The 23556-nt window shown below is 69.2% G+C and carries 24 protein-coding genes; 11 read left to right on the top strand and 13 right to left on the bottom strand.

All coding sequences use genetic code 11. The features are described 5' to 3' along the window. Window positions 1–102: 102 nt before the first annotated feature. Together ACIBX3_RS14165 and ACIBX3_RS14160 are read left to right on the top strand one after the other, a co-directional pair. Entirely contained in the window at window positions 103–1410 is a 1308-nt protein-coding gene (locus ACIBX3_RS14165; protein WP_397116744.1) for an alpha/beta fold hydrolase, read from the top strand. Beyond that, window positions 1410–1541 carry a hypothetical protein gene (locus ACIBX3_RS14160; RefSeq protein ID WP_397116742.1) on the top strand — a complete coding sequence of 44 codons (132 nt, stop codon included), beginning with the start codon at window positions 1410–1412 and terminating at the stop codon, window positions 1539–1541. The genes ACIBX3_RS14165 and ACIBX3_RS14160 overlap by 1 nt, the downstream gene beginning before the upstream one ends. A gap of 249 nt (window positions 1542–1790) precedes the next feature. On the opposite strand, the gene ACIBX3_RS14155 is transcribed toward ACIBX3_RS14160, so the two are convergent. Then, window positions 1791–2720, bottom strand: a complete 930-nt coding sequence (locus ACIBX3_RS14155; RefSeq protein ID WP_397116740.1) for a hypothetical protein — start codon at window positions 2718–2720, stop codon at window positions 1791–1793. A gap of 210 nt (window positions 2721–2930) precedes the next feature. On the opposite strand from ACIBX3_RS14155, the gene ACIBX3_RS14150 reads away from it, so the two are divergent. Both ACIBX3_RS14150 and ACIBX3_RS14145 read left to right on the top strand, forming a co-directional pair. Then, window positions 2931–3368 carry a nuclear transport factor 2 family protein gene (locus ACIBX3_RS14150; RefSeq protein ID WP_397116738.1) on the top strand — a complete coding sequence of 146 codons (438 nt, stop codon included), beginning with the start codon at window positions 2931–2933 and terminating at the stop codon, window positions 3366–3368. Next, on the top strand, window positions 3365–3811 hold the full coding sequence (locus tag ACIBX3_RS14145) for a nuclear transport factor 2 family protein (protein WP_397116736.1): 447 nt from the start codon (window positions 3365–3367) through the stop codon (window positions 3809–3811). Before ACIBX3_RS14150 ends, ACIBX3_RS14145 begins: the two co-directional genes overlap by 4 nt. Window positions 3812–3853: 42 nt before the next feature. Here ACIBX3_RS14145 and ACIBX3_RS14140 read toward each other — a convergent pair whose 3' ends face one another. The 6 genes from ACIBX3_RS14140 to ACIBX3_RS14115 form a co-directional block, all read right to left on the bottom strand. Next, a complete protein-coding gene (locus ACIBX3_RS14140) occupies window positions 3854–4432 on the bottom strand; it encodes an FAD-dependent oxidoreductase (protein WP_397116734.1) in 579 nt (192 codons plus the stop codon). Window positions 4433–4515: 83 nt separating this feature from the next. Next, window positions 4516–5847, bottom strand: a complete 1332-nt coding sequence (locus ACIBX3_RS14135) for a glycoside hydrolase (RefSeq protein WP_397116732.1) — start codon at window positions 5845–5847, stop codon at window positions 4516–4518. Between the two features lie 137 nt (window positions 5848–5984). Further along, a complete protein-coding gene (locus ACIBX3_RS14130; protein WP_397116730.1) occupies window positions 5985–6602 on the bottom strand; it encodes a hypothetical protein in 618 nt (205 codons plus the stop codon). 166 nt (window positions 6603–6768) lie between these two features. Further along, window positions 6769–7386, bottom strand: coding sequence for a hypothetical protein (locus ACIBX3_RS14125; protein WP_397116728.1), 618 nt, complete (start codon window positions 7384–7386; stop codon window positions 6769–6771). Window positions 7387–7787: 401 nt separating this feature from the next. Then, entirely contained in the window at window positions 7788–9047 is a 1260-nt protein-coding gene (locus ACIBX3_RS14120) for a lamin tail domain-containing protein (RefSeq protein WP_397116726.1), read from the bottom strand. A gap of 70 nt (window positions 9048–9117) precedes the next feature. After that, window positions 9118–9768 (bottom strand): GPP34 family phosphoprotein, encoded by a 651-nt coding sequence (locus ACIBX3_RS14115; RefSeq protein WP_397116724.1) that lies wholly within the window; start codon window positions 9766–9768, stop codon window positions 9118–9120. 118 nt (window positions 9769–9886) lie between these two features. Here ACIBX3_RS14115 and ACIBX3_RS14110 point away from each other — a divergent pair, with 118 nt between their 5' ends. Continuing rightward, the gene (locus tag ACIBX3_RS14110) at window positions 9887–10075 is read left to right on the top strand and encodes a hypothetical protein (protein ID WP_397116722.1); all 189 of its coding nucleotides are present in this window, start codon (window positions 9887–9889) and stop codon (window positions 10073–10075) included. A gap of 53 nt (window positions 10076–10128) precedes the next feature. Here the strand turns inward: ACIBX3_RS14110 and ACIBX3_RS14105 are convergent, their stop codons facing one another. The 4 genes from ACIBX3_RS14105 to ACIBX3_RS14090 form a co-directional block, all read right to left on the bottom strand. After that, complete coding sequence (locus tag ACIBX3_RS14105) at window positions 10129–10863, bottom strand: TetR/AcrR family transcriptional regulator (protein ID WP_397116720.1); 735 nt, start codon at window positions 10861–10863, stop codon at window positions 10129–10131. Between the two features lie 65 nt (window positions 10864–10928). After that, entirely contained in the window at window positions 10929–12029 is a 1101-nt protein-coding gene (locus ACIBX3_RS14100) for a 5-methyltetrahydropteroyltriglutamate--homocysteine S-methyltransferase (protein WP_397116718.1), read from the bottom strand. A 6-nt stretch (window positions 12030–12035) separates the two neighbouring features. After that, window positions 12036–13505, bottom strand: coding sequence for a long-chain fatty acid--CoA ligase (locus tag ACIBX3_RS14095; protein ID WP_397116716.1), 1470 nt, complete (start codon window positions 13503–13505; stop codon window positions 12036–12038). Between the two features lie 44 nt (window positions 13506–13549). Beyond that, entirely contained in the window at window positions 13550–14347 is a 798-nt protein-coding gene (locus tag ACIBX3_RS14090; protein WP_397116714.1) for a PaaX family transcriptional regulator C-terminal domain-containing protein, read from the bottom strand. A gap of 87 nt (window positions 14348–14434) precedes the next feature. On the opposite strand from ACIBX3_RS14090, the gene ACIBX3_RS14085 reads away from it, so the two are divergent. From ACIBX3_RS14085 to ACIBX3_RS14065, 5 genes are read left to right on the top strand one after another with little or no spacing between them, the layout of a single operon-like run. Next, on the top strand, window positions 14435–15619 hold the full coding sequence (locus ACIBX3_RS14085) for an ABC transporter substrate-binding protein (protein ID WP_397116712.1): 1185 nt from the start codon (window positions 14435–14437) through the stop codon (window positions 15617–15619). 3 nt (window positions 15620–15622) lie between these two features. Then, window positions 15623–16378: an ABC transporter ATP-binding protein gene (locus tag ACIBX3_RS14080; protein WP_397116710.1), complete on the top strand. Its 756-nt coding sequence runs from the start codon at window positions 15623–15625 to the stop codon at window positions 16376–16378. Further along, window positions 16375–17034 carry an ABC transporter ATP-binding protein gene (locus tag ACIBX3_RS14075; protein ID WP_397116708.1) on the top strand — a complete coding sequence of 220 codons (660 nt, stop codon included), beginning with the start codon at window positions 16375–16377 and terminating at the stop codon, window positions 17032–17034. The genes ACIBX3_RS14080 and ACIBX3_RS14075 overlap by 4 nt, the downstream gene beginning before the upstream one ends. Continuing rightward, on the top strand, window positions 17031–17891 hold the full coding sequence (locus ACIBX3_RS14070) for a branched-chain amino acid ABC transporter permease (RefSeq protein WP_397116706.1): 861 nt from the start codon (window positions 17031–17033) through the stop codon (window positions 17889–17891). The genes ACIBX3_RS14075 and ACIBX3_RS14070 overlap by 4 nt, the downstream gene beginning before the upstream one ends. Next, entirely contained in the window at window positions 17888–18907 is a 1020-nt protein-coding gene (locus ACIBX3_RS14065) for a branched-chain amino acid ABC transporter permease (protein WP_397116704.1), read from the top strand. Before ACIBX3_RS14070 ends, ACIBX3_RS14065 begins: the two co-directional genes overlap by 4 nt. A gap of 70 nt (window positions 18908–18977) precedes the next feature. Here ACIBX3_RS14065 and ACIBX3_RS14060 read toward each other — a convergent pair whose 3' ends face one another. Then, entirely contained in the window at window positions 18978–19118 is a 141-nt protein-coding gene (locus ACIBX3_RS14060; protein ID WP_397116702.1) for a hypothetical protein, read from the bottom strand. Next, window positions 19115–21652 carry a hypothetical protein gene (locus tag ACIBX3_RS14055; protein ID WP_397116700.1) on the bottom strand — a complete coding sequence of 846 codons (2538 nt, stop codon included), beginning with the start codon at window positions 21650–21652 and terminating at the stop codon, window positions 19115–19117. Before ACIBX3_RS14055 ends, ACIBX3_RS14060 begins: the two co-directional genes overlap by 4 nt. 943 nt (window positions 21653–22595) lie before the next feature. Between ACIBX3_RS14055 and ACIBX3_RS14050 the strand changes: the two genes are divergently transcribed. Continuing rightward, entirely contained in the window at window positions 22596–23522 is a 927-nt protein-coding gene (locus tag ACIBX3_RS14050; protein ID WP_397116698.1) for an aminoglycoside phosphotransferase family protein, read from the top strand. Window positions 23523–23556: the final 34 nt, after the last annotated feature.

The raw sequence follows: 23556 nt of genomic DNA, 5'->3' as shown, positions 1-23556 counted from the left end.
ACGACACCGTCATCGGGCGGCGACCGCCACAATCAGGGCCCCAGCCTCCATGACAAGCTCCAGCAACCGCAGGAAAACGACCCCGAAGCGGAGGGCCTCACGATGCCGACCACTCCTGCCGCCGCCGTAGGCATGACCGTGCTCGACCTGGCCCGGGCCGGCAGGTTCGCGGAGATACGCGACATGTTCGCGCCGAACCTGCGCACCATGGTGACGCCCGAGTCCCTGCAGGCCGCCTGGACCGCCGCGTTGGGTCAGCACGGCGCGGTCACCGCGGGCGGAGCCCCGCTCAGCGAGCCGGCCGGGGTAGGGGCGGACGTCACCCTGGTGAAGATCCCGGTAACGTCCGAGCATGGCGAGGCGACCGTAGTGGTGGCGGTCAGTGACGCGGGCTGGCTGACCGGCATTCAACTGGGCCCAGCCGAGGCGGCGCAGCCCGCGCAGCCGTGGCAGCCACCCGACTACGCCGACCCCCGCGTCTTCCGCGAGCAGGACGCGACGGTCGGAGCCGGCCGGTTCATGGTGCCCGGCACCGTGACCATGCCCGACGTCCCTGGCCGGCACCCGGCGGTCGTGCTGCTGCCCGGGTCGGGACCGCTGGACCGTGACTCGACGATCGGGCGCAACAAGCCGTTCAAGGACCTCGCCTGGGGACTGGCCAGCCGGGGTGTCGCGGTGGCGCGGTTCGACAAGATCTCCTACGTCCACGGCGATCCGTTCGCCCGCAACGCCGACTTCACCGTCGACGACGACTACGTGCACCACGCGGTCGCCGCCGTGCACCTGCTCCGCGAGCACCGAGCTGTCGACCCGGCGCGGGTGTTCGTGCTCGGCCACAGCCTCGGCGGCACCCTCGCCCCGCGCGTCGCCGCGGCTGAACCGGCCGTCGCCGGGCTGGTCATCCTCACCGGCGGGGCGCAGCCACTGCATTGGGCCGCCGTCCGCCAGCTCCGCTACCTGGCCTCCCTCGACCCCGATACCGCCGCCGCGTCCCAGCCGATCATCGACACGATGTCCAGACAGGCCCAGACGGTGGACAGCCCTGACCTGTCCCCGGCCACCCCGGCCGGCGACCTGCCCTTCGGCGTGCCGGCTGGGTACTGGCTGAGCCTACGCGGCTACGACCCGGCCGCAGCCGCCGCGAAACTGAGCAAGCCGATGCTCATCCTGCAGGGCGGCCGGGATTACCAGGCCACCGTCGCCGACGACCTCGCCCGATGGCGGGCCAGCCTCGCCGACCGTCCCGATGTGACGATCCGTGTCCACGACGCCGACAACCACCTCTTCTTCCCCGGCACCGGCCCGTCCAAGCCGTCGGAGTACGAGCAGGCCCAGCACATGGACCCGGAGGTCGTGGCGAACGTCGCCACCTGGCTGACCACCGGCATGTCGCCACCAGAGAGATCCTGATGCGGGACTGTGCGACCGAGCGCCTCATCACCGCCCTCGGCTTCGGCGCCTACTTCCCCTACTCGGTGCCCGGCCTCTACGCCGGCCGGAGAGCGAGACGGCGCGCGGACCTGCCGTCCGCGCCGTGCTGAGGGGTGCACCCCCGCGTGAAATCGATCATGGGCTGGCTGCACTGTGACGTCGACGGCGCCGCTGGCGATGCCCGTGAGAATCGTCACGCCATCCGGCTCATCTGCCACTGTGATCAAGCCGTTGCCGAAGTGTTCCGGAAACTCAGGACCCCGGCTCGTTCGCGTCTCGGATCTGCAGTTGGTGATAGGACAGCCAGACGATCGCTCGAATGGACAACGGCGCGGCGCCGGAGGGCGGCCTGTGAGGTGTCACAGCCAGCCGCGTTCCTTGGCGAGCAGGGCGGCCTGAAAGCGGGTGCTCGCGCCGAGGCGGGCCATCAGGTCGGCGACGTGGGCGCGGAACTTGCGGACCGACACGTTGATCGAACGGGCCGCCGACTCGTCGGTGTCGTGGCAGGTCAGTGCGTGCAGGACGCGTTGTTCGATGGGGGACAGCGGCAGGTCGCCCAGATCGCGGGCGCGTGCCCACATACCGTCGAAGACGTCCGCCATCATCGCCACCACGCCGGGCTGGCGGATCTGCAGCGCGCCCGCCGTCGGGGCGGCGGGATCGGCTTGGATGAAGGCGGCCGAGCGATTGACAACGGCCAGGTGCTTGACCGGCTCGGACGTGACCCGGTGCAGGTCTCCCCGGGCATGCCAGTGCCGCGCGTACGGCTCCTGTTCGGGGTCGTCCAGCGCGCGTGCCGAGAACAGCGTGCGGCTGCGCAACCCGCGGGCCAGCAGCTGGTCGAGAGGCTTGTCGTCGAGGTCGGTCGCGGCGTTCAGCGCGCGGACCTTCAGATGCATGAACTCGCAGGGGTCGTCAGCCAGGAGCGCGCGAATGCGCCGGGTGACATCCGACCCGTTCGGAATGTGTTCGACCATTTGCACGAGGCGGCCGCTGCGGTGCTCCTCGGTCAGTTCCTTGAGCACGTCCCAGGCCAGGGTGAGTTCGGTGAGCTGGCGCTGAGTCTGCTCCACCCGTCGCCGCACGAGCAGGTCGACGGCGGCCGCCGGGGTGACCGCAGTCAGCGTTTCGTCCACGAGGCCCAGCGCCCGCAGCTCGGCGACCACAGAGCGCACGTCGCACCTGACCGGCTCGATGCCGGCCGCGTCCAGGTCGGCGCGCGGATTGCGCAGCAGGTAGCGATAGACGCGTTCCTGCTCGGTGGTCAGCCCCAGGCTGGCCAGGCTCATCATCACCTCGGCTCTCGTACGGACGCGACCATCACGTGCTGTGCGGGACGGTCAAAGGTGCATCCTATGTCGCAAGGCCCGCAGCCGAATCAGGGGCGGATATCCCGCCGCGCGGGTTGCCATCCCCCGGGTCATCTGCAGGAAAATGCAACCGGATGTGCAACCTTTCCCTCTGCTGTGCCTGTTACGTGAACCGACATCCTGTGCTGCATGGACCGTCCGAACCAGCCTGACTCCAAGATCGAAGCCATTGAGCGGTTCTTCACCGCCTACGCTGCCCACGACCTCGACGGCATGCGGGCAGTGCTGTCCGACGAGATCGAATGGGTCATCCCCGGCCATCACCCCCTGTCGGGCGTCAAGCGGGGTGTGGAGGAGGTGGCCGCCTTCCTCGCTCAGCTCGGCAAGGCCGGCTTCCAGGCCGAGCCGATCTTCCTGGAGGCCGATCAGGAGCACGTCGTGGACATTCACCGCGGCTGGACTACACAGGGCAGCGGGAAGGTCGACACCTTGTGGGCGCTGGTCTGGCATTTCAACGCCGCCGGCAAGGTCGACCGGGTGGTCAACCTCTCCGGTGACCAGCACCAGATGGACGCCTTCGTCTGGGCCAACTACGCGCTGGCACCGATCCCGGACCGGCTCGGGTGAGACCGGCCCTTGTCGCTCTCCTGGTGGTCATCGGTGTCCTGGCCGCCGGGTGCGGCGGTCAGGACACCGCCCAGCCCTCCTCCGCGATGAGCAGACCGGCAGCCACCGGCACCGTGAGCGAGCAGGCTGGGACGGTGGTCGACAGGTTCATCCAGGCGGCGAACGACGGCGACGTCGCCGCCCTGCGCGACCTCTTCGCCCCGGATGCGAGCTTCGATCGGGCGGGTACGGTCTTCGCGGGTGAGGAGATCGTCGACGACTTCCTCGAACCGGACGTCGCCGACGCGGGCGGCCGCTACCAGGAGACGGCACGTCGCGCCGAGGGCGATCGCCTGACCGTGACCTTCACCTTCGACACCGGAAGCGGCGGCCGGGAACGCTTCACCTACAGCTTCCTGATCCGGGACGGCCGCATCGCCCACGTCGTGGGCCGGTATCTCTGATCACGTGGATCTGCGACGTCGCTGACCGGCCGTGTCTCGTGATCACATGGCTGAGGAGGGTCGACCGGCTGCCGGTTCGGTGCGGAGAGCCTGTGCCACCGCGTCCGCTGTGGCCTCTCCGGACCGCACTGCGCCCTCGATGTTGCCGTACCAGCGTGGTGAGGTTTCCGATACCGCCCAGTGGATGCGGCTCGTCGGAGCACGCATCGCCGAGCCGAGTCGGGTCCACCCGCCTGGCGGGAACACCGCTGCGTAGGCGCCGCGGGTGAATGCTGGATGACGCAGCGGATGAGATGTCCGATCCCGATGACCTTGCCCTGTGGGCTCTGGCGGCGAGTCCACGACCGCCCCGAACCCCACCCGAAGACACCGCCACACCCGGCGAACAGGAACCGGACCCGCAACCAGCAAAGAGGACTGACCTGCACTAAGGCAGCGCACGTGAGGCCGTTCATCCCATGGCAGGCCCCACGGCAAGCCCTCGCCGAACTGATCAGCCAATGCGCGCAGGAGGAACCGATCCTGAGCGGCAGCTGACCTCCTGGGAATCGCCCGAAAACCCGGGTCTCGTGGTCTGAAGCCTAGAACCGTGGAGGAAGCGGACGGGCCGAAGGAGTTCATGGCCCAACTCAACCAACTAGCGATACTGGCGGCATCGCCACGATCGACAGCGGCGAGAGCCCGGTCCGGGCTCTCGCCGCCGATCAGCGGACGACGATGGTGGTGAGCGCCCGCGGCTGAAGCGTCACCGTGCGGCCGGCGACCGCGGACGGGGTGAGCGAGTTGCCGGTGTTCGTCACGTAGGCGGTCGCCCTGCCGTTCACGCCCTTCCACGTGACCGGCGCGGTGCCCGTGTTGAGCACCTCGATCACCCGCGACCCGTCCGGGTTGCGGAACGCCGAGACCTTCAGCGCCGGATCCGCCGCCGACGCCTCCAACCGGACCGCGCCCGGCCGGATGAACCTGCTGTAGGCCGCCATCGCCCACAGCCGCTTCGACACGCTGTACGTCTTCGCGGTGTCGTCGATCTGCATGAACGCCCTGGTCGAGCCGCGGGAGGCGCCCAGCCAGTAGACGTAGGCGCTGACGTTGCCCACCGTGAGCGCGTCGTGGATCGCCTGGGCGATCGTGAGACCGTCGTAGCCGCTGCCGTCGTCCCAGGCCGTGTTCCAGGTGTTGCCGTTGGGGTTCCACTCCGACATCCAGGTGTTCCTGGACGTCGGCAACGGGCCGTTCACCGGGCTGGCGTACGTGTGGCCGGTGTGGGTCTTCACCCAGCGGCGGGCCTCGGGGTCGGCCTCGATGGCCGCCGTGTACGCCTTGGCCTGGTCCCAGCCGAACGAGTCACAGCACACCAGCTTCACGTTCCTGGCGATCGGGCCGAGCACCTTGACGAACTGGGCGGCCTGCTCGGGGGTGAAGCGCATGGAGGCGTACGTGGCCGTCCAGTCGGGCTCGTTCGTGAACCCGAGGTCGGTTATCTTGATACCTTCCTTGGCGTAGAACTTCGTGTACGCCACCAGGTAGTTCGCGTAGGCTCGCTGCCACTCGGGCAGCAACTGGCCGCCGTTCTTGTCGTCGCCGTTGTCCTTCATGTAGCCGGGCGCGCTCCATGCGTCGGCGAAGAAGCGTTTCACGCCGTACGCCTTGGCCTCCTTGGCCACCCACACCTGGCTGTTGTCGTCGCCGTCCCATACGTACTTGGGCGGCGCGTCCGGGCCGCCGGGGTTCTCCGGCTGGATCGACACCATGTGGTCGTACGGGCTACCGGCCGGGGAGGAGCCGATGCCGAGGCGCAGGATGCTCATCCCGGCCCCCTTCTCCCTGTCGAACCACAGGTCGAGGATCTCGCGTTGCTGGGTCTCCGACAGCGCCTTGAGCAGCTCGTTGCGGCGGAAGGCCTGCGAGATGCCGAAGCCGTCGATCTCCTGGTGCTTGACACGCTCGTTCACGGTGATGGCCGGTGGGTCCGCCGGTTGCGCCGGGTTCACCGCCGGGAGGCCCAGCAGGGTCATCGCGACAACTGCTCGTAGCATGGCGCCTCCGAAAGCTTTCGGAAATAGGGCGATATGTTTCGCCTGATCGCCGGAACGTTAAATGCTTGTAAGGTCTCCCGTCAACACCACGCGGCGCCGTCCCGCGTCGGAGCGGGGCGGCGCCGCGTGATACCGGCTCAGCGCGTGGACTCGGCCCGCGACTTGACGGTCAGCATCTGCCTGCGCATCGTCACGAAGTCGGACAGGTCCATTCGGGCGAGGTAGGCGGTGCCGCGCAGGCCGGGCTCGGCCCGGATCCGGACGCGGAACACCATCCTGGTCCTGCCGTCCTCGACCTCGCGCAGGGAGATGGAGCAGGTTGTGGCGGCGTCCTGGCCGCGATGGGCCAGCACGAGCGTGTGCGGCGCGTCGACCTGCTCCACGACGAACCCGGAGCCGTCGGGCGCGGAATGCACGGTGTCGCCGACCTTCAGCCCCTGCTGCTCGGCCGCGGCGCCCTCCGGGGCGCCGTCGCCGGGCTGGGCGGTGGCGGCGGGAGGGGCACCCGGGGCGTAGCCGCCCAGTTGAACCAGCCAGGGCCAGACAGCCGCCGGCGGCGCGTCGACGGTGATCGCGCGGGTCGCCTGGTACTGCGGATGGAGGACGAGGTCGTCGCCGGCCATCTCGCCGTAGACCTCCGCGTCCGCGGCGCCCCAGCGCAGATGCCACGGGCGCACGGCGAGCACGTACCCCGCCGCCGCCCCCGCCGCGAGCCTGAGCATCGAGCGTGGCATGAACCGCGGTATGAATAACATCGCGTACTCCTTCGCGTCGCTGATCGGTCGGGACGCCCAGTCTCCGACGTTACGCCGCGCTTGGATAGGGGGTGAGGAGATGCGGCGAACCGGAATTGTCCGCGCGCGCACGACCTGTGACACCCTCGTTGTGAGACTTTTACGCACGCGGTAAATGCCGGACTAGTCAAAACTGGCTAGGTTTCCACGCTGTCAGGTCGTGGGTTTCCGCGATGGGGCGCCATGCCTCCGCGAAACGCGCCTTCGCTTTCCGCGCGTCCCGCGATATGGCCAGGCCGCGCTTGTAGTCGCGGTCCTCACTCACCGATCCGCCGCAGTCGCCGACGTGGCGGCGGGCCCAGGACAAGAGCGCGGCGTCGGCGTCGAAGGAGGCGTCGAGCGCGTCCACCAGAGCGTCCTTCAGGTCGGCACCGCCGGGCAGGGCGTCGACGTCGAGGCCGCGCGCGGAGGCGAGCTGGTCGCGGCGGCTGGCGGTGATCCCCTCGATCGCGTCCAGTCCGCCCTGCTCACACTTGATCGTGCGGTCGATGGCCTCCGGCAGGTCGGCGCGGGAAGAACTGCTGCTGGCCAGCAACTCGTTCATCCTCCCGGCCTGCTCGGCGGCCAAGACGGCTTCGCCGGTGTCCGGGTCCTCCGACGGCTCGATGCCGCCCGCCTCTTCCTCCGGGGCGCCGTAGGCCAATGCGGGCGCCTGGCCCTGACTCGCTTCGGCGGCCTCGTCCGGGCCGGAGAGGCGGCCCGCCACGGACCACGCGGCCAGGGCGACCGCGAGAGCCGCGATCACCAGGCTCGCCAGTATCGCGGCCCGTCTCCGGCCCTGTCCTCGCCACAGCTCCTCAGGCTCCCAGTCGTCCGGGGACGACTCAGGCAGGGGCTCGAGCGGGGCAAAGCAGAGCGGGCACTGGGATAAGGCGCCGGCGTGGGCGCCGCATCGTTCGCAGAGGCGGCCGCAACTCGATACGTGCACCATTGCACCCCTCCACGGAATACCCCCGCAAAATGTCGGCTGGACGAGACTATTTGATAACCGCGCTTTCCTGAAGTATTTGCGCCCCCTAAGTTTCGGCCGGCACCCGAAAACGTCGGGAGCGGGCGCGGTTCTCATTAACTCCGGCCCGCCGCGTGATGTGCCGGCCCGCCGGTTGGGCCGTCCGCACGATGACGCCCTCCCCGCCGTTCTCCAGCTCAGCGGCCGAAGCAGATGGTCCGGCCCGCGTGGACGCGGTCGGCCTTGTAGGTCACCTGGTCGATGGTGTCGCCGCCGGGATCGACCAGGACGATGCCGTCGCCCTGGTTGCCGAGCCGCAGCGCGCCGTCGAGGGCCACCCGCAGCGTGGCCCCGCCGGCGACGGCGCCGCTCAGGTCCTTCCGGCCGTTGCCGGCGTCGGACAGCCACCAGCCCGTCAGGTCGATCGTGTCCGGCGTGACGTTGAGCAGCGTGACGGACTCGGCGCCGAGGTCGGCCCCCACCGGATCCGGCAGGGCCGCCACGATCAGCAGGTCCCCGGCGGCGATGAGCGGCGGGGTGACAGGTGCGCCGGGCGGCGCCGGGTCCGGGTTGATGATGAACCGCTCCGGCCACACCGTCAGCTGGAGCTGCTGACCGGAGGCCCGTACGACGTCGTGCAGGTTGCCTCGTTCGAGCTTGTCGATCAGGAACAGCTCGTCGTCGCGGTGCACCGGGTCGGCCCGCAGCCAGGCGTCGAAGCCGTCGAAGCTCGGGAACCCCTCCGCGAGGTAGGGCACGATGCGCCGGAACAACTTGGGCCACATCACCAGCTGCTCGGCGGCGGCCAGGTCCGGGACGGTGGCAGGGCCGTCGGGGTCGGCGACCGAGCGTGGCCAGATGCCGCCGGCCAGGGCCTTCTCCCTGGCCGCCGCCGACACGTCGGCCAGGTGCGTACGCAACTCGGCGGGGAGCGTCGCGTAGAACGCCGGGTAGACCAGTCCGGCGGCCAGCAGCGCGGCGTTCACCGAGCGGTCGGCCAGCGGCCCGTCCATGAACACGCTGGAGCCGTCGGCACCCGTGTGGTCGCCCGCGTAGGCGAACGCGATCAGCCGGCCGTTCGCGTCGATGCCGTTGGTGAGCACGTGGCCGCGGACGGCGTCCTGGCCGGCGGAGCGGATCTGGTTCGGCAGGTCGTCCCAGAAGATCACGTTCGTGAAGCCGAGCAGGCGAAGCAGCTCGTCCCGGGCCGCCAGGGCCCCCGCCGGCTCCTGGTGGGTCTCGGCGAAGTGGGTCTCCAGCGCGTCGATCGCCTCCAGCCGTACGGAGACGCCGCGGCGGTTGATGTTCGGGGGCCGGCCCGAGTGCCGCGGCAGCGCCTCGACCAGCGCGGGAGAGTCGGGCAGGAACTTGACGGTGTCGCCGTCGGGCTCGGGCCCCTGCCGGGGAAGGTCCGGGTACCGGATGACGAACGTGCCGCGTAACAGCGTGTAGCTCATGGTTACCCCCCATGTATTGGCCAGCGGAGCGTAACTCTCTTATGGGGCATCGTCCACGTATCACGACAAATCACCGGCAGGCGGGGATGGCCGACTTCGCGACCAGCAGCTGGACCACGCCGACCACCTGGGTGATCTCCCGGGAGCCGGTGTCGCCCAGCTCGCGCAGAGTGGCGGCGAGCCGGCTCCGCGACTCGTCGAGACAGAGCTCCTCCTCCAGCCGGAGCACGGCCATCAGCCCGCACATCGCGGCGCAGCGCGGGTCCGGCCGCTTCCAGCCCTCGACCGCGGAGCGCACCCCCGAGGAGGCGCGGAGGACGGACGCGAGCTCGGCGGGCCGGTAGCGGGTGTACGGCAGCAGGCCCACCCGCCGCCTGGTCGTCCGCACCATCACTCCGGAGGCCACCAGGGCCTCCCTGGTGTGGGGGTAGGCGTCCGCCGCCGCCTTGACGATCGGCGATCGGACGTCCCCCGGGGCGCCGGCGATGAGCGCGAGAAGATGGTCGGCCACGGTGTCGCCGGTGCGTACCGGCGGGCCGGAGAGCGCGACCCTGCCCCGGGCGATCGCGACGCGATCGTCCAGGGCCAGCTCCAGCAGGGCCGCGGCGGCCAGCCCGAGCGCCAGCGACGACCGAGGAATCAAGGTCCTGCCGGACCGGCCGTGGGCGATGAGGTACAGATCATGGTGGAGTGGCAGGGGGCTCGTGGGGGTTGGTGACAACTCCCGTTCACTCCTTTGGAACGATTCGATTCGGTGATCCTTCCGCAGCGCCGGGCCGTGTCGCAAGATCTCCGGCGTGATTCGCCGCGCGAATCCTTGCGCGCGCCAGGCTTGGAGCATGGACCTTCTCTCGGCGGAAGAACCCCTGCTGCTCGCCTACCGGCCCAGGGGCTCGCCACTCGTGGAGATGGAGAGCCTCGACTACCTGCTCAGCGCGGCCGTGCTCGCCGACCTGGCCGTTCGCGGGCGGTGGGGGCCACCTGAGCGACGGCGCGGCAGGCCGGAGCCCACAGGACGGGGCCGATGAGTGGGCTGGTGGATGGGGTCGGTGGACGGAAGCCCGTGGGCGCCGGGCGGGGGTCAGCTGATGGTGTGGAGGCGGGATTCCAGGCCGTCGAGGATGCGCTGGAGGCCGTAGTCGAAGGCCTCGTCGTTCTCGTTGGCCAGGGCGCTCTCGCGCTGCTCGGCGTAGCGGGCGCGCAGCCGCGGGAAGTCCTGGACGGCCCGCTCGGCGGCCGGCCACAGCCGCTCCGCCCACTCCTCGGCGCTCTGCCCGCTCCGGGCCACCATGGACACCCACGCCGCCTCGGCCGTGGAAACCCCCAGCACGTACGCGGTGACGGTGCCTTCGGCCCGGCCGGCCTCCTTGAGCGGGAAGCCGGCCGCCTCGAACAGCTCGAGCAGGTGCTCGGCGCGCCGCAGCACGTTCGGCCCCAGGTACGCCAGCCCCGCCTCGCCGAGCTTGCCGGCCACCCATGGGTGGCGCAGGATGGTCGCGCGCAGTCCGTGGGCGACCTTCGCGACGGCGGCCCGCCAGTCGGCCGGATCGCCGAGCTCGGGCAGCGACAACTCACCGTAGACCTCGTCCACGGCCAGTTCGAACAGCTCGTCCTTGTTGGTGACGTGCCGGTAGAGCGAGGTCGCGCCCGCGCCCAGCCTGCTGCCGAGGCGGCGCATGCTCAGAGCGTCGACGCCCTCCTCGTCCAGCAGCCGCACCGCCTCGGCCACGATGTGCTCCCTGCTCAGCACCGGTTGCTCCCGCTCCTTGCGCGGGCGGGCCCACACTGACGGGATCGGCTGCTCGTCTGCCGGCATGCCGACACCCTAGCGCACCGCGTACGCCGTTCCCGTCAAGAGCACGCTGTACGCCGGAACGTCCGTCAGCCCCATACCTCCTGGGCGGTCTCGACGATCAGGCGAAGCTTGGCGAACTGCTGATCGGCCGTGAGTTCGTTGCCCTCGACCGTGGAGGAGAAGCCGCACTGCGGCGACAGGCAGAGCTGGTCGAGGTCGACGAACTTGGCGGCCTCGTCGATGCGCCGCTTCAGGGTGTCCTTGGACTCCAGCTCTCCCCGCTTCGTCGTGACCAGCCCCAGCACGACCATCTTCCCCTTGGGCACGTACCGCAGCGGCTCGAAACCGCCGGAGCGCTCGTCGTCGTACTCCAGGAAGAACCCGTCCACCTTCAGGTCGCCGAACAGCGCCTCCGCCACGAAGTCGTAGCTGCCGGAGGCGGCCCAGGAGGAGCGGAAGTTGCCGCGGCACATGTGCGTGGTGATCGTCATCCCGGCCGGCTTGGCGGCGAGCGCGGCGTTGATCTGCTTGATGTACCGCAGGTGCATGTGGTCGGCGTCGTCGCCGCGCGACTCGAGCTCCGCCCGCTGGGCGGGGTCGTTGAGGTAGGCCAGGCTGGTGTCGTCGAACTGCAGGTACGTGCACCCCAGCGCGCCGATCCTGCGGACCTGCTCGGCGTAGGCCGCGCTCAGGTCGCGCCAGAACTCCTCGACGTCCGGGTAGACCTCGGGGTCGATGGCGGCAGGCCCGCCGCGGTAGTGGACCATGCTCGGCGAGGGGATCGTGAGCTTGGGCACCGCCGTGGTCACGGTGTCGCGCAGGAACATGAAGTCGTCGGCGAAGATCGGCTCGTTCAGCTTGATCCGGTCGTGCACCCGCAGCGCCGCCGGGGTGAACTCGATGTCCCCCTGCTCGTTGTGGAAACGCACGTTGATGCGCTCGTCGGCGTTCTGGCCGATGCCGCCGAGCCGGTAGATGAAGTCCATGTGCCAGGAGGCTCGCCGGAACTCGCCGTCCGTCGCGCTCTGCAGGCCGATCTCCTCCTGCCGGCGCACCACTTCTCGGATGGCCGCGTCCTCGGCCTCCCGCAGCTCGTCACCGGTCACGCTCTCGCGGGCGTGGAGCAGGGACTGCGGGCGGAGGAGGCTGCCGACGTGGTCGGCGCGGAAGGGCGGTGAGGTACGCATTGCGGATCAACTCCCGTAGAGCTTGCGGAGCGGGGCCTTGAGCAGCTTGCCCGCCGCGTTCTTGGGCAATTCAGGGACAAATTCCAGATATTTCGGGATTTTGAAGCGGGCCAGGCGGCCGTCCAGGTGCTTCAGCAGTTCGCCGGCGTCGGCCGTCGCGCCGGGGCGCAGCACGACCAGGGCCTTGCCCACCTCGCCCCACCGGTCGTCGGGCACGCCGATCAGCGCGCACTCGGCGACCGCGGGGTGTTCGTACAGGGCGCTCTCGACCTCGGCGGGGTAGATGTTCTCGCCTCCGGAGATGATCACGTCGTTGAGCCGGTCGGAGATGCGCACGTAGCCGTCCTCGTCGGCGACGCCGACGTCGCCGGAGCGGAACCAGCCGTCGGGCGAGAGCACCTTCGCGGTCTCCTCGGAGCGGCGCCAGTAGCCGGGCATGACGTTGGGGCCCTGGACGTACACCTCGCCGGGCTCGCCGGGGGCGGCGTCCGAGCCGTCGGGCGTGACCAGGCGGACGTCGGAGAAGAAGCACGGCACGCCGGCCGAGCCGGCCTTGTCGATCGAGTGCTCGGCCCCGAGGAAGAGGGCGCCGGGCGCGGTCTCGGTCATGCCGTACCCCTGCAGGAACGTCAGCCCGCGGTCCTGGTAGATCCGGATCAGCGGCAGGGGCACCGGCGCGCCCCCGCACAGGAGGTGCCGCAGGCTGGACAGGTCGGCCCCGGGCCAGCGCGGCGACTGGGCGAGGAAGCTGAACATCGACGGCACCCCGAACATCACCGTCACCCGCTCGTCCTCGATGAGGTCGAACGTCCGGTCCACGTCGAAGGACGGCTCCAGGACGGCCCGGCCGCCCTTGAGCACGGACGGGATCAGCGTCTGGGCCAGGGCCGCGATGTGGAACAGCGGCGCGCTGATCAGCGTCACCTCATCGTGCGCGAGCGGCACGTCCACCAGCAGGTTGACCGCGTTCCAGGTGAGGTTGGCGTGCGTGAGCATGGCGCCCTTGGGACGGCCCGTGGTGCCCGACGTGTACATGATCAGGCACACGTCGTCCTGGCTCACCGGCTCGTCGATGGGCTCGGGCGAGCCCGACGCGAGCAGGTCCTCGTACGCGTCGGCCCTGACGTGGCGGCCCGGCAGCCCGTCGCCGTCACGTCCCTCGCCCAGCAGCAGGACGGCCGCGTCCGCGTCCTCCAGGATGAAGCGCAACTCCGGCGTGGCGAGCCGGGTGTTGAGCGGCACGAACACCGCCCCCAGCAGCCCGGCCGCGAAGAACGTCTCCACCATCGCGGGAGAGTTCGGCCCGAGGTAGGCGACCCGGTCGCCGCGGTCCACGCCCAGCGCGGAAGCCAGCCGGTACGTGCGTTCGCGCAGGTCACGGTAGGTGTAGTCGCGCCCGCGGCAGCTCAGCGCCACCCGGTCGGGTGTCATGCGGGCCCTGCGCGCCGGCCACGATCCAAGCCCCTGGTTCCGCATCAGTGCTCCTCCAGGGCTCAAGTTAGGCTACTGGACGATCGCTGTCACCGTTCTGCCCAAGTTTCGTCGGGGACCGTGTCGAGGAGCCGCGCCGCGACCGCCGCGGCCTCCGGCCTGAACCGCTCGTGCAGCGTGTGGCAGACCCGCTGGGCCTTCTCCGCCGGCCAGTCGTGCGGCAGGTAGCGCAGCGGCAGCCGCGGGTCGGTCCTGATGATCTGCAGCCAGCCGGTGAGCAGCGTCAGCGAGCGGGCCAGGTCGTCGGGCGCGTCGGGCGCCGGATCAGCCTGGTCCCAGCGGCGCAGGAACGCCCGGTAGCGCTCCCCCAGCCCCTCCAGATCGTAGGCGTCCCTGACCAGGGCCTGCATGTCGGTGGGCCGCCGCGGCTCGGCGGAGAACACCTTGACGTTCACCCCGGGCACCCGCGGCGCGTCCACCTCGCCCGGAGCGATCCACAGGCCGTTCTGCAGCGGGCCGAACCCGGCCCAGATCAGCCGCGAGCGCAGCTCGTGCCGCTGCCGCTGCCACGACTCGGGCAGCGAGAAGCCGATCAGCGTCCACCGGTCCTCGTCGCCGTCGTTGACCACGCCGCTGTGCCAGATGCGCCGCTCGCCGTCCTTGAGCACCTCGGTGCTGGTCGGGGTGAGGCCGAAGTACATGCGCCGCCCCGCGCGCTGGCGGCGCAGCAGCCCGCGGCGGACCATCCGGGTCAGCGCCGAGCGTGTCGCCTCCTCGGAGATCCCGACCTTGGCGAACGCCTCGATGAAACTGCCCGAGGACACGCAGATGCCGCGCCCGTACACGTGATCTCCGAGAAAGGTGAGGATCACCGATTGGGGCCGCACTTCACCCTCCCCCGGATGTTAGGCAAACTATTGACAGCCGTAATGTACCTGCCTACATTCGGCCACATCACGGTCCAGGAGGTCCTGATGCGCCGGCTTCTCCCGTCCCTGGTCTGTCTCGTGCTAGCCGTGACCGCGTGCGGCGGTGATACCGGCAGCAGTGCTCAGGATCCGATCAAAGTGGGCCTCATCGTCTCGCTGACCGGCAACTACACCCCGCTCGGCAGCGAGGACAAGAAGGCCGTCGAGCTGGCGGTCGAGCAGGTCAACGCGCAGGGCGGGTTGCTCGGCCGCAAGGTGGAGCTGGTCACCCGCGACGACAAGACCGCCCCCGACCAGGGCATCGTGGCCTACAACCAGATCAAGGGCGAGATCGACGCGTTGATCGGCCCGGTGTTCTCCAACTCGGCGCTCGCGGTGGAGCCGCTGGCGCAGCGCGACAAGATGCCGTACCTGTCGCTGGCGCCCGCTCAGGAGCAGGTCGAGCCGATCAAGTCGTACATCTTCGTCACACCGGCCCTGTCCAGCATGTACGCCGAGCGCTACCTGCAGTACATCCATGCCCAGGGCATCAAGACCGTCGCCGTGGCCTGGGACTCCAAGAGTGCGTACTCGGTGTCCGGGCACAAGTCCATGGTGGAGCTGGCACCGAAGTACGGCGTGAAGATCGCCGTCGACGAGCCGTACGAGACCACGAACTCCGACTTCAGCGCGATGTTCCAGCACGTGCGCGACTCGGACGCCGAGGCGCTGGTGTTCTGGGGCTCGGGCGCGCCCGGTGTGACGGCCGCCAAGCAGTACGTCGCCTCGGGGCTCAAGACGCCGCTGTTCCTGACCGCGTCGCAGGCCAGCAAGCTGTGGCTGGAGCCGATGGGCGCCGCCGCCGAGGGCATGACCGTGCAGAGCGCCATCGGCGTCGTCGGCGAGTTCCTGCCGGCCGGCAAGCAGAAGCAGGTCATCGAGCAGATGGCGCAGCCGTACCAGCAGAAGCACGGCTATCCGCCGCCGCAGTTCGCGCAGGACGGCTACAGCGCCAGCCTGCTGCTGTTCGAGGCGATCAGGAAGGCCGGCAGCACGGACAAGACCAAGATCCAGCAGGCGCTGGAGAAGATGGACCTCATCACGCCGAACGGCCGCTTCCGCTACTCCCCCACCGACCACTCCGGGCTCTCCCCCGAGTTCATCTCGGTCAACACGGTGAAGAACGGCAAGTTCGTCCCGACCGAGTGGGCCACGGCGCAGCTCACCAAGACCGTCAACGCGGCGGGGTAACGCGTGCTGGCGGTCGACGGGGTCTCCCGCTCCTTCGGCGGCGTCTACGCCGTCCGCGACGTCTCGCTGAGCGTCGCGGACGGCGAGGTCTGCGGCATCATCGGGCCGAACGGAGCCGGCAAGTCCACGCTGTTCAACCTGATCACCGGGCACCTCGCGGCCGACCGGGGCGAGATCTCCTTCCTCGGGCACCGGGTGGACCGGCTCGCGCCGCACCGCCGGGCCCGGCTGGGCATGTCGATCGTCTTCCAGGCGGCCCGGGTGTTCCGCGGCATGACGGTCAGAGAGAACGTCATGGTGGGGATGCACGGGCGTACGAGCGCGGGCTTCGTGTCGGCGGCCCTGCGCCTGCCGCGGCACCGCCGCGACGAGCGGGAGATCGCGGCCGAGGCCTCCTCCGCCCTCGAACGCGTGGGGCTCGCCGAGTGGGCGGACCGGCCGGCCGACCGGCTGCCGATCGGCCAGCAGCGGGCGCTCCAGCTGGCCCGCGCCCTGTGCGCGCGGCCGCGTCTGCTGCTGCTCGACGAGCCCGCCTCCGGCCTGCGCGGCCAGGAACGCGAGAGGCTCGCGGCGCTGGTGGAGGAGCTGCGCGCGGGCGGGCTGACGATCCTGCTCATCGAGCACGACGTCGCGTTCGTGACCCGGCTCGCCGACCGGATCGTGGTGCTCGACCTCGGGCAGGTCATCGCCGACGGCCCGCCCGCCGAGGTGCGCTCCGACCCGCTGGTGCTCGCCGCCTACCTCGGACAGGCCTCATGATCGACGTCAGGGACCTGGTCGTCGCGTACGGCACCGCGACCGCGCTCGAGCACGTCACGCTGAACGTCGGCAAGGGCGAGATGATCGCCCTGCTCGGCCCGAACGGCGCGGGCAAGTCGACGCTGGCCAACACGCTCGCCGGGCTGCTGAAACCCGCGTCGGGGACGGTGGAGATCGGCGGCCGGCTGGCGCTGATCCCGGAAGGCCGCCAGCTGTTTCCGGATTTGTCGGTCGCGGACAACCTCGCCCTGGGCGGCTGGCGCTCCGGCGAGCGCGACCCGTCCTTCGTCTACGAGCTGCTGCCCCGGCTGGCGGAGCTTTCGCGGCGGCAGGCGGGCGTGCTGTCGGGCGGTGAGCAGCAGATGGTGGCGTTCGGGCGGGCCATGATGTCGCGTCCCTCGGTGCTCGTCGTGGACGAGCTGTCCCTGGGGCTGGCCCCCAATGTGACGGCCGACCTCGCCGGACACCTCGCCGGCCTGAACCGATCGCATGGCCTGACCGTGCTGCTCATCGAGCAGAACGCCCGCCTGGCCTTCGACCTGTGCCAGCGGGCCTACGTGCTGGAGTCCGGGCGGCTGGTGGCCGAGGGCCCGTGCGCTGAGCTGGCCGAGGACCCGCGGGTCGCCGGCGCCTACCTGGGCGGGGCGATCACGTGAGCGCTTTTCTGACGTACCTGCTGAACGGGCTGGCGGTCGGATGCGCGATCGCGCTCATCGCCAGCGGCCTGGTCGTCATCCACCGGGTCACGGGCGTGGTGAACTTCGCCCAGGGGACGTTCGCGGTCGTCGCGGGACTGTGCACGTCGTCCCTCCTCGGGCTCGGCTTCCCGCACGGGGTGAGCGAGGTGGCCGCCGTGCTGGTGGCGGCGGTCGCGGGGCTGCTGACCGGGCTGGCCGCCATCGGCAAGCCGGGCATCACCCCGCTGTCGTCGCTGATCGTCACGCTCGGCGTCGGGGTGCTGGCCTACGCCGTGGAGATCGTGCTGTGGGGCGACCAGCCGCGCTCGGCTCCCGGGCTGGCCGGCTCGGTGACCGTGGCGGGGGCGCGGATCCAGACGCAGTACCTGCTGGTGATCGGGGTGACGGCGCTGGCGTTCGTCGCGCTCGCGCTGTTCTTCGGGCGTACCTACCTGGGCAAGGCGCTGACGGCGTGCGCGTCCAACCCGTACGCCGCCCGCGTCGTCGGCATCGACACCCGGCTCATGGGGCTGCTGGCGTTCGCGCTGGGCGGGCTGCTGGGCGGCATCGCCGGGGTGCTGGTGACGCCGCTGCGGCCGATCTCGTTCGACACGGACGTCACCCTCATCGTGAACGGCTTCGCCGCCGCCGTGTTCGGCGCGCTCACCCGGCCTGTGATCACGCTGGTGGGCGCGCTGCTGCTGGGCGTGGCCGAGACCATGGCCGCCGGCTACGGCTACGGCTCGCACCAGCTGGAGGTGGCGCTCGGCCTCATGCTCATCGTCATGATCGTCCAGGCGAGCCGCCGCTCGGCCATCTCCCAGGAGTCCGCATGACCCGGCTCGCGTGGGAGCGGGCTCGGCCGGGCGGCCGGGTGATCAGGCTCGTGGCCGTGCTCGTGGTCGCCGCCGTCACTCTCGCGCTGCCGGCGGTGCTCGACGACAGTTCGCTGGCCGTGTACATCCTGCTCGGCCTGGCCGCCATGGTCACGGTCGGGGTGTCGCTGCTCATGGGGTACGCAGGGCAGGTGTCGCTGGGCCAGGGCGCCTTCTACGCCATCGGCGCCTACACCGCCGCGCTGCTTTCCTTGAACGGCGTGCCACCCCTGGCCGGGCTGGTCGCCGCCCCTGTGCTGGCCGCCGCCTTCGCGCTCGTGATCGGCACGCCGCTGCTGCGGCTGCGCGGGCACCACCTGGCGTTCGCGACGCTGGCCATGCAGCTCATCCTGCTCTCTCTCGCCGGGCAACTGGAGTTCACCGGCGGGGACATCGGGCTGCAGGCCATCCCGCAGTTCAGCGTCGGGTCGTTCGAGGTGGGCAGCGCGGCCGCGTACGCGTACATGACCTGGACGGGCCTGGCACTGGTCATGCTGGTGACCCACAACGTCGTCACCTCCCGCCCCGGCCGCGCCCTGCGCGCGCTGGCCACCAGCGAGACCGCGGCCGCGTCGTCGGGGATCCCGGTGGGCCGCTACAAGCTGGTCGTCTTCGCCCTGTCCGCGGCCTTCGCCGGCCTCGCCGGAGGCATCTACTGCTTCTACACCGGATACGTGGCGCCGGGGTCGTTCCCGGTGCTGATCTCGATCCAGTACATCGTCATGGCCGTGGTCGGCGGGCTGGGCACGACCTGGGGCGCTGTAGTGGGGGCGGGGGCGATCACGCTGCTCGTGCAAGGACTCGACAGCCTCGCCAGCCTGCCGGGCATGCCGTCGTACGCGCCGAGCGTGCTGTCATACGCCGTCTACGCGCTGGTGCTGATCGTGGTCGTGCTCTTCCTGCCGAACGGCCTGCTCCCCACCATCGCCGACCGCCTGTCACGCGGGCGCGGCAAGCCTCCCGTCGAAACCCGCTGACCCGGCCGGCCCGTACGTGCTCGACCCCCACGCGCTGCCGACCGAATCCGCGGCCCTGGGGCTGGGGGTTTCAGGCCTCGGCCGGGCGGACGGCGGCCGCCCCGATGCCGCTCGCGCCACCGAGAACGGTGACGTCGCTGAAGCCGTGGTCACGCAGCGCGCCGGCGACGGTGGTCTTGATCGTGGTGCGGCGATGGCCGGTTCGATTCACGTGTCGGGGCACTCGAACTTGTTTGCCGGTCCCCACGCAGTCCTGCGATCGTCGGTGTCCCGGTGCCCGCACTCCATGACGACGGACGGCCCAGCTGGTGTTGCGCGGAGCATCAGGAATCTTTTTTCGATAGGCGTGAAGCCCGCTGTTGACCAGGGATCCTTGACAAAACGGAGGATCCCCGTCGCGCCCCGCAGCCCGGAACGGCCCCCGATACGGTAACGGAGATGGCTGGCCACCGATCCTCGCCCGCAGCCGGCCGGGCCGTTCTCTCGGCAAACGGTGTTGATCCCCGTCGCCATGGTGACGAGACCGTCGTAGGCGACAGGTCCCCGCCAATGGTCGTACCAGGCATCGTTCCTGGTTTTGTATGTGTCCACGTAGCGCCTGTCGTATTCGATCCCGGCACTGTTGGGTGGACGGCTCACCAATGCGTGCGCGGCGTAATAGAGCGTCACCTTGTCGAAGCTGGTCGGGAACCTTTCTTTCAGAACGGCCGTTGTGGTGAGGTCAGCACCGCTGACCACTGTGAACCAGGGAGGACAGGCGCCGCTGTCCTTGGCCTTGTCGAGAAAGTCCCGAAGACGCTCCGCCCTGCCGGGCCAGAAGATCACGGTGTCGTCGGGGCTCCGTTGTAGTTGGCCACATGTCTTTTCGATCAGCTCCGTGTCGTTGCTGACGAGCGTGCCCTTTGGATGTGCGGAAATGACCTCCCCGGGTCGGGGATACCAGATAACGCGATCGCGATCGATGCCGAACTCGGCCGCGATGTTCTCCGCGAGTCTCAAGCTGTAATTGTCGGTGGGATCGCCGATGACTACAGCGTTGCCGGCCGGAGCACAGTCATCGGATCCTCCCACACGGATGATGTTGGCCTGCCGGACGAACGCCTTGAACATGCTCGTCTGATACGGATTGTCGTACGAGATCTGTCGGTAGAGCGGATGTTTCTGCATGTCCTCGGAGGTGGCGCCCATGCCCAGCATCGGCAGACCTCCGTCACCAAGAATCTTCAGCGCGTCGAGTGTCTGCTGCCTGCTCTCGCCCAGGCCGATCACACCCAGGACGGTCTCGGTCGACTGCTGCACCACCTGCCGGGCGATCTCGGGCGCTTGGGCATAATCCTTACCCGCCTCCCGAATGTCGACCACGACGAAGACATTGCCGGAGAGGTTGTCCTTCGTACGCGGGTTCCGCTCGGCGAGTTCGTTCATCTTTCGCTGAGCCAGCCGGATACCTCGCATTTCGGGGATGACACCGTTGTAGGCGACCCCGTCGTCGAATACCCCTGTGACGCCGGAACCCAGGTAGACGACTGTTTTGATCGTGTACTTCTTCTCGGGATTTGTTCTGGCCAGATCCCTGACACGGTTGTTCTCGGCCTCGATCGCCTTCTTGTCTTCGTTGTAGAGGCGCGTCGCGTCCTCGGGTGACAGAACTCCCGCGCTGGTAACAGACCCGTGACCGGTGGTCTCCCCGATGCAGGTCACATCCCGGCGCCAGGGGAGAAGGCCGAATTCGTTTGCGGCGGCCAATCCCCCCGCGCATGGGAGCACGACCTGCAGAAAGGCCACGAGACCGGCGATGGCGGAGTTGCCCGGCCTCGCCTTGATCTTGGAATTGGCGGCGAGTTCGTCCGCGGTGATACTGGCCGATATGCTCGCCGTGGTCACCTCGAATTTCGTGTCTTCTCCACGCATGAGCTGCAACGTGGCCCGGTCGAGACTCAAGGGATGCTCGGCCGAACCAGATCGGGCGCTGACCACGGTGATGTGCCGCACCTCCGTGTCCACCGCCGCCTTCTCAATGAGGTCAGCGAGCTCGTCATCGTTCTCGACAAACAGCATGAACCCGCTGCGCCGACGTCGCCGCCACGGGGATAACCGCCGAGTGAATGCGGCGTCCATGTCGCACAAGAGCGCGCGAAGGAGCGCTTCCTTTCTCCGCTCGTCAGAGCCTTGCATGAGGGTCGCGGCCCTGTTGAAGAAGTCGCCTCCCGCTCCGCCGGCGAACTCAGGGAACCAACCCTGGCGCATACGGCGCCGCCATGACCAGCCAAAACGTAGTTGCTCAAGCCAGCAGGCGAATACAAGTACGAACAGGCACCGTCGGAACCATACCGATATCGCGTCCGCTCCAGCCGGCTGCAGCATGAACCGGTACAGGGAAGGGTGGAGCCCCTTGAAGGCCCGATCTTCTGCCTCCATCCCGGAGTCAGTTTTCTCCCCGACTGCCTCGAAGACCTGATACTGGGGGAAGCGGAGCTTTCCCCAGCCCCCCGGAACCTTCAGCCCCCCTTGAATTTTCTCCGCCACAGAGGCGCCTGGCTTCACCACCACGTGTGGAACCAGCGATCTTCCGTCGTCACGCGTCAAGCGGCGTCTCATCGCCTCAATGAGGGCTATGGGAGTGATGGCGGCCCCGCCGCCCCCATAGATTGCCAGGAACAGGGGCGCACGCCGCTTCCTGCGACGGAGCACTCTTTCGAAGACGGCGGTGGCGAAGTCCTCAAAAACCTGCTTCGAGCTGGCCATGTGCGTCAGTATTCCCGCACGCACTGGTAGCTGTTGTGAAACGTGAAGATGCAATGGAGATGAGATAGTCGTCAATTCGGGCGATCGCTATTGCCCGAATGCGGTTACCCATCATGGGTGGCCGCTCCCCGGCTCGCGACGGCCGGCGATCGCCCGCCCATGACCTCGAGTGAGGCGACCGACGAACCCGATGTGAACGCGGCCGCGGTGTAGGGGCCGAGGCATCCGCTGCCGTGGGCAACGCTAGCGATGATCATCGGCGCGATCCTGATGACCGCCGTGGACGGCGGCATCCTGCCCGCTGTCCTAAGTTCGGACTGAACTCCACGCAGGCGGGACTGGTCAACTCGGTGTTCTTCGGCAGCCTGATCGTCGGCGCCCTGCTGTTCGGCGGAGTAGTTCGCCAGTACAGGACTGGTCCGTCCTGCGTCCACGCACCGCTCTTGATCTCCGTCCAAGGCATCTCGGCCCTCGTCAAGTCGTAGGACCCGAGCAAGGCGGCCTGGCGCGTGCAGCGATCGTGGATTTGGGCGCCACCACACGCCGCCCACTTGGGGGCTCGCGCCAAGACGCGTTGCTCCTTGGTCTGCGTATTGAAGCTGATGAACGCCGGACGATACTCATCAGTCCTCAAAAGCAGTTCATCTTCATCGAGTGCCCCGAGCGGCCACAGCCAAGTCACGTCGCTTGGCCCCCGCTCGACGTCCAAATCGCAGCCTCGTTCAAGGTCACGATGCTCCGCCGCAGAATAGCTATGCCACGTTCAGCCGGTAAACCGTACGCTTCACGAGAATCGCCTCGCGTGCCGTCGTCCCACGGCGCAGCGGTAGCGTGTCCGGACTAGGGTGGAGGCATGCTTTGACGCCTGCCCGGTAACCGGGCGCCTCCTGATCTCCTTCGTTCGTCGCAGATCGACCCTGGACCCACGAAGGAGATGCCTTTCATGAACACGTCGACCGCCATCGACGTTCCTGACCTGTTCGCCGCGTCATATGGCGCGAACGGTGCCGAGGCGCGCGCCTGGATCGCCGATTTGCCTCGCCTCGGCGGTGAGTTCCTGGACCGCTGGGGGCTGCGGCCCGACGGCCCGGCCGCGTACGGCATGGCCTCGCTGGTCCTGCCCGTCCTTCAGGCCGACGGGACACCCGCGGTCCTCAAGCTTCAGCAGCTCCGGGAGGAGACCGCCGGCACCGCCCTGGGGCTACGGGCGTGGCAAGGCGACGGCATTGTGCGCCTGCTCGACTATGACGAGCAAAGCGGCACGCAGTTGCTGGAACGCCTGAATGCGGCCCGGCCTCTGTCCTCAGTGACCGGCGATGATGCGGCCGTGCAGATCCTGGCCGAACTGATGGCCCGCCTGACCTCGGTACCCGCCCCAAGCGATCTGCGACGGCTGTCCGACATCGCCGAGGCCATGCTCGACCAGGTCCCGCAGGCCGTGTCGGCGCTGCGCGACCCTGGCGAACAGCGGCTGGTGCGCACCTGCGCGTCCGCCGTGGCCGAGCTGGCCGGCGAGCCCGGCGACCGCCTGCTGCATTGGGATCTGCACTACGACAACGTCCTGGCCGGAGAACGGGAACCCTGGCTGGCCATCGACCCTGAGCCGCTGGCCGGCGACCCGGGGTTCGAGCTGCTGCCGGCACTCGACAACCGGTGGGAGGAGGTGGAGGCCACCGGTGATGTGACTCGCGCGGTGCTGCGCCGCTTCGACCTGCTGACCGAGGTCCTTGGCATCGACCGGGGGCGAGCAGTCGGCTGGAGTCTCGGCCGCGTGTTGCAGAACACACTTTGGGACATCGAAGATGGCAAGCCCACACTCGAACCTGCCCAAGTAGCCATCGCCATGGCGCTGCTGCGCCGGCGGGAATGATTCAGAGGGACGTCCCTGTCGGTTCACTGGGGCG

This window comes from Nonomuraea sp. NPDC049480 (genome assembly GCF_044465905.1).
GTDB lineage: Bacteria > Actinomycetota > Actinomycetes > Streptosporangiales > Streptosporangiaceae > Nonomuraea.
Note: the sequence above shows the minus strand (reverse complement) of the source record. Positions and strands in the feature narration are given on the sequence as shown.

Coding starts and splice junctions, on each gene's coding strand:
- ACIBX3_RS14100 (WP_397116718.1), bottom strand. CDS start 12,029: ATGCGTACCTCACCGCCCTTCCGCGCCGACCACGTCGGCAGCCTCCTC.
- ACIBX3_RS14155 (WP_397116740.1), bottom strand. CDS start 2,720: ATGAGCCTGGCCAGCCTGGGGCTGACCACCGAGCAGGAACGCGTCTAT.
- ACIBX3_RS14065 (WP_397116704.1), top strand. CDS start 17,888: ATGACCCGGCTCGCGTGGGAGCGGGCTCGGCCGGGCGGCCGGGTGATC.
- ACIBX3_RS14150 (WP_397116738.1), top strand. CDS start 2,931: ATGGACCGTCCGAACCAGCCTGACTCCAAGATCGAAGCCATTGAGCGG.
- ACIBX3_RS14055 (WP_397116700.1), bottom strand. CDS start 21,652: ATGGCCAGCTCGAAGCAGGTTTTTGAGGACTTCGCCACCGCCGTCTTC.
- ACIBX3_RS14120 (WP_397116726.1), bottom strand. CDS start 9,047: ATGAGCTACACGCTGTTACGCGGCACGTTCGTCATCCGGTACCCGGAC.
- ACIBX3_RS14085 (WP_397116712.1), top strand. CDS start 14,435: ATGCGCCGGCTTCTCCCGTCCCTGGTCTGTCTCGTGCTAGCCGTGACC.
- ACIBX3_RS14095 (WP_397116716.1), bottom strand. CDS start 13,505: ATGCGGAACCAGGGGCTTGGATCGTGGCCGGCGCGCAGGGCCCGCATG.
- ACIBX3_RS14135 (WP_397116732.1), bottom strand. CDS start 5,847: ATGCTACGAGCAGTTGTCGCGATGACCCTGCTGGGCCTCCCGGCGGTG.
- ACIBX3_RS14075 (WP_397116708.1), top strand. CDS start 16,375: ATGATCGACGTCAGGGACCTGGTCGTCGCGTACGGCACCGCGACCGCG.
- ACIBX3_RS14140 (WP_397116734.1), bottom strand. CDS start 4,432: ATGAACTCCTTCGGCCCGTCCGCTTCCTCCACGGTTCTAGGCTTCAGA.
- ACIBX3_RS14050 (WP_397116698.1), top strand. CDS start 22,596: ATGAACACGTCGACCGCCATCGACGTTCCTGACCTGTTCGCCGCGTCA.
- ACIBX3_RS14165 (WP_397116744.1), top strand. CDS start 103: ATGCCGACCACTCCTGCCGCCGCCGTAGGCATGACCGTGCTCGACCTG.
- ACIBX3_RS14110 (WP_397116722.1), top strand. CDS start 9,887: ATGGACCTTCTCTCGGCGGAAGAACCCCTGCTGCTCGCCTACCGGCCC.
- ACIBX3_RS14130 (WP_397116730.1), bottom strand. CDS start 6,602: ATGTTATTCATACCGCGGTTCATGCCACGCTCGATGCTCAGGCTCGCG.
- ACIBX3_RS14160 (WP_397116742.1), top strand. CDS start 1,410: ATGCGGGACTGTGCGACCGAGCGCCTCATCACCGCCCTCGGCTTCGGC.
- ACIBX3_RS14105 (WP_397116720.1), bottom strand. CDS start 10,863: ATGCCGGCAGACGAGCAGCCGATCCCGTCAGTGTGGGCCCGCCCGCGC.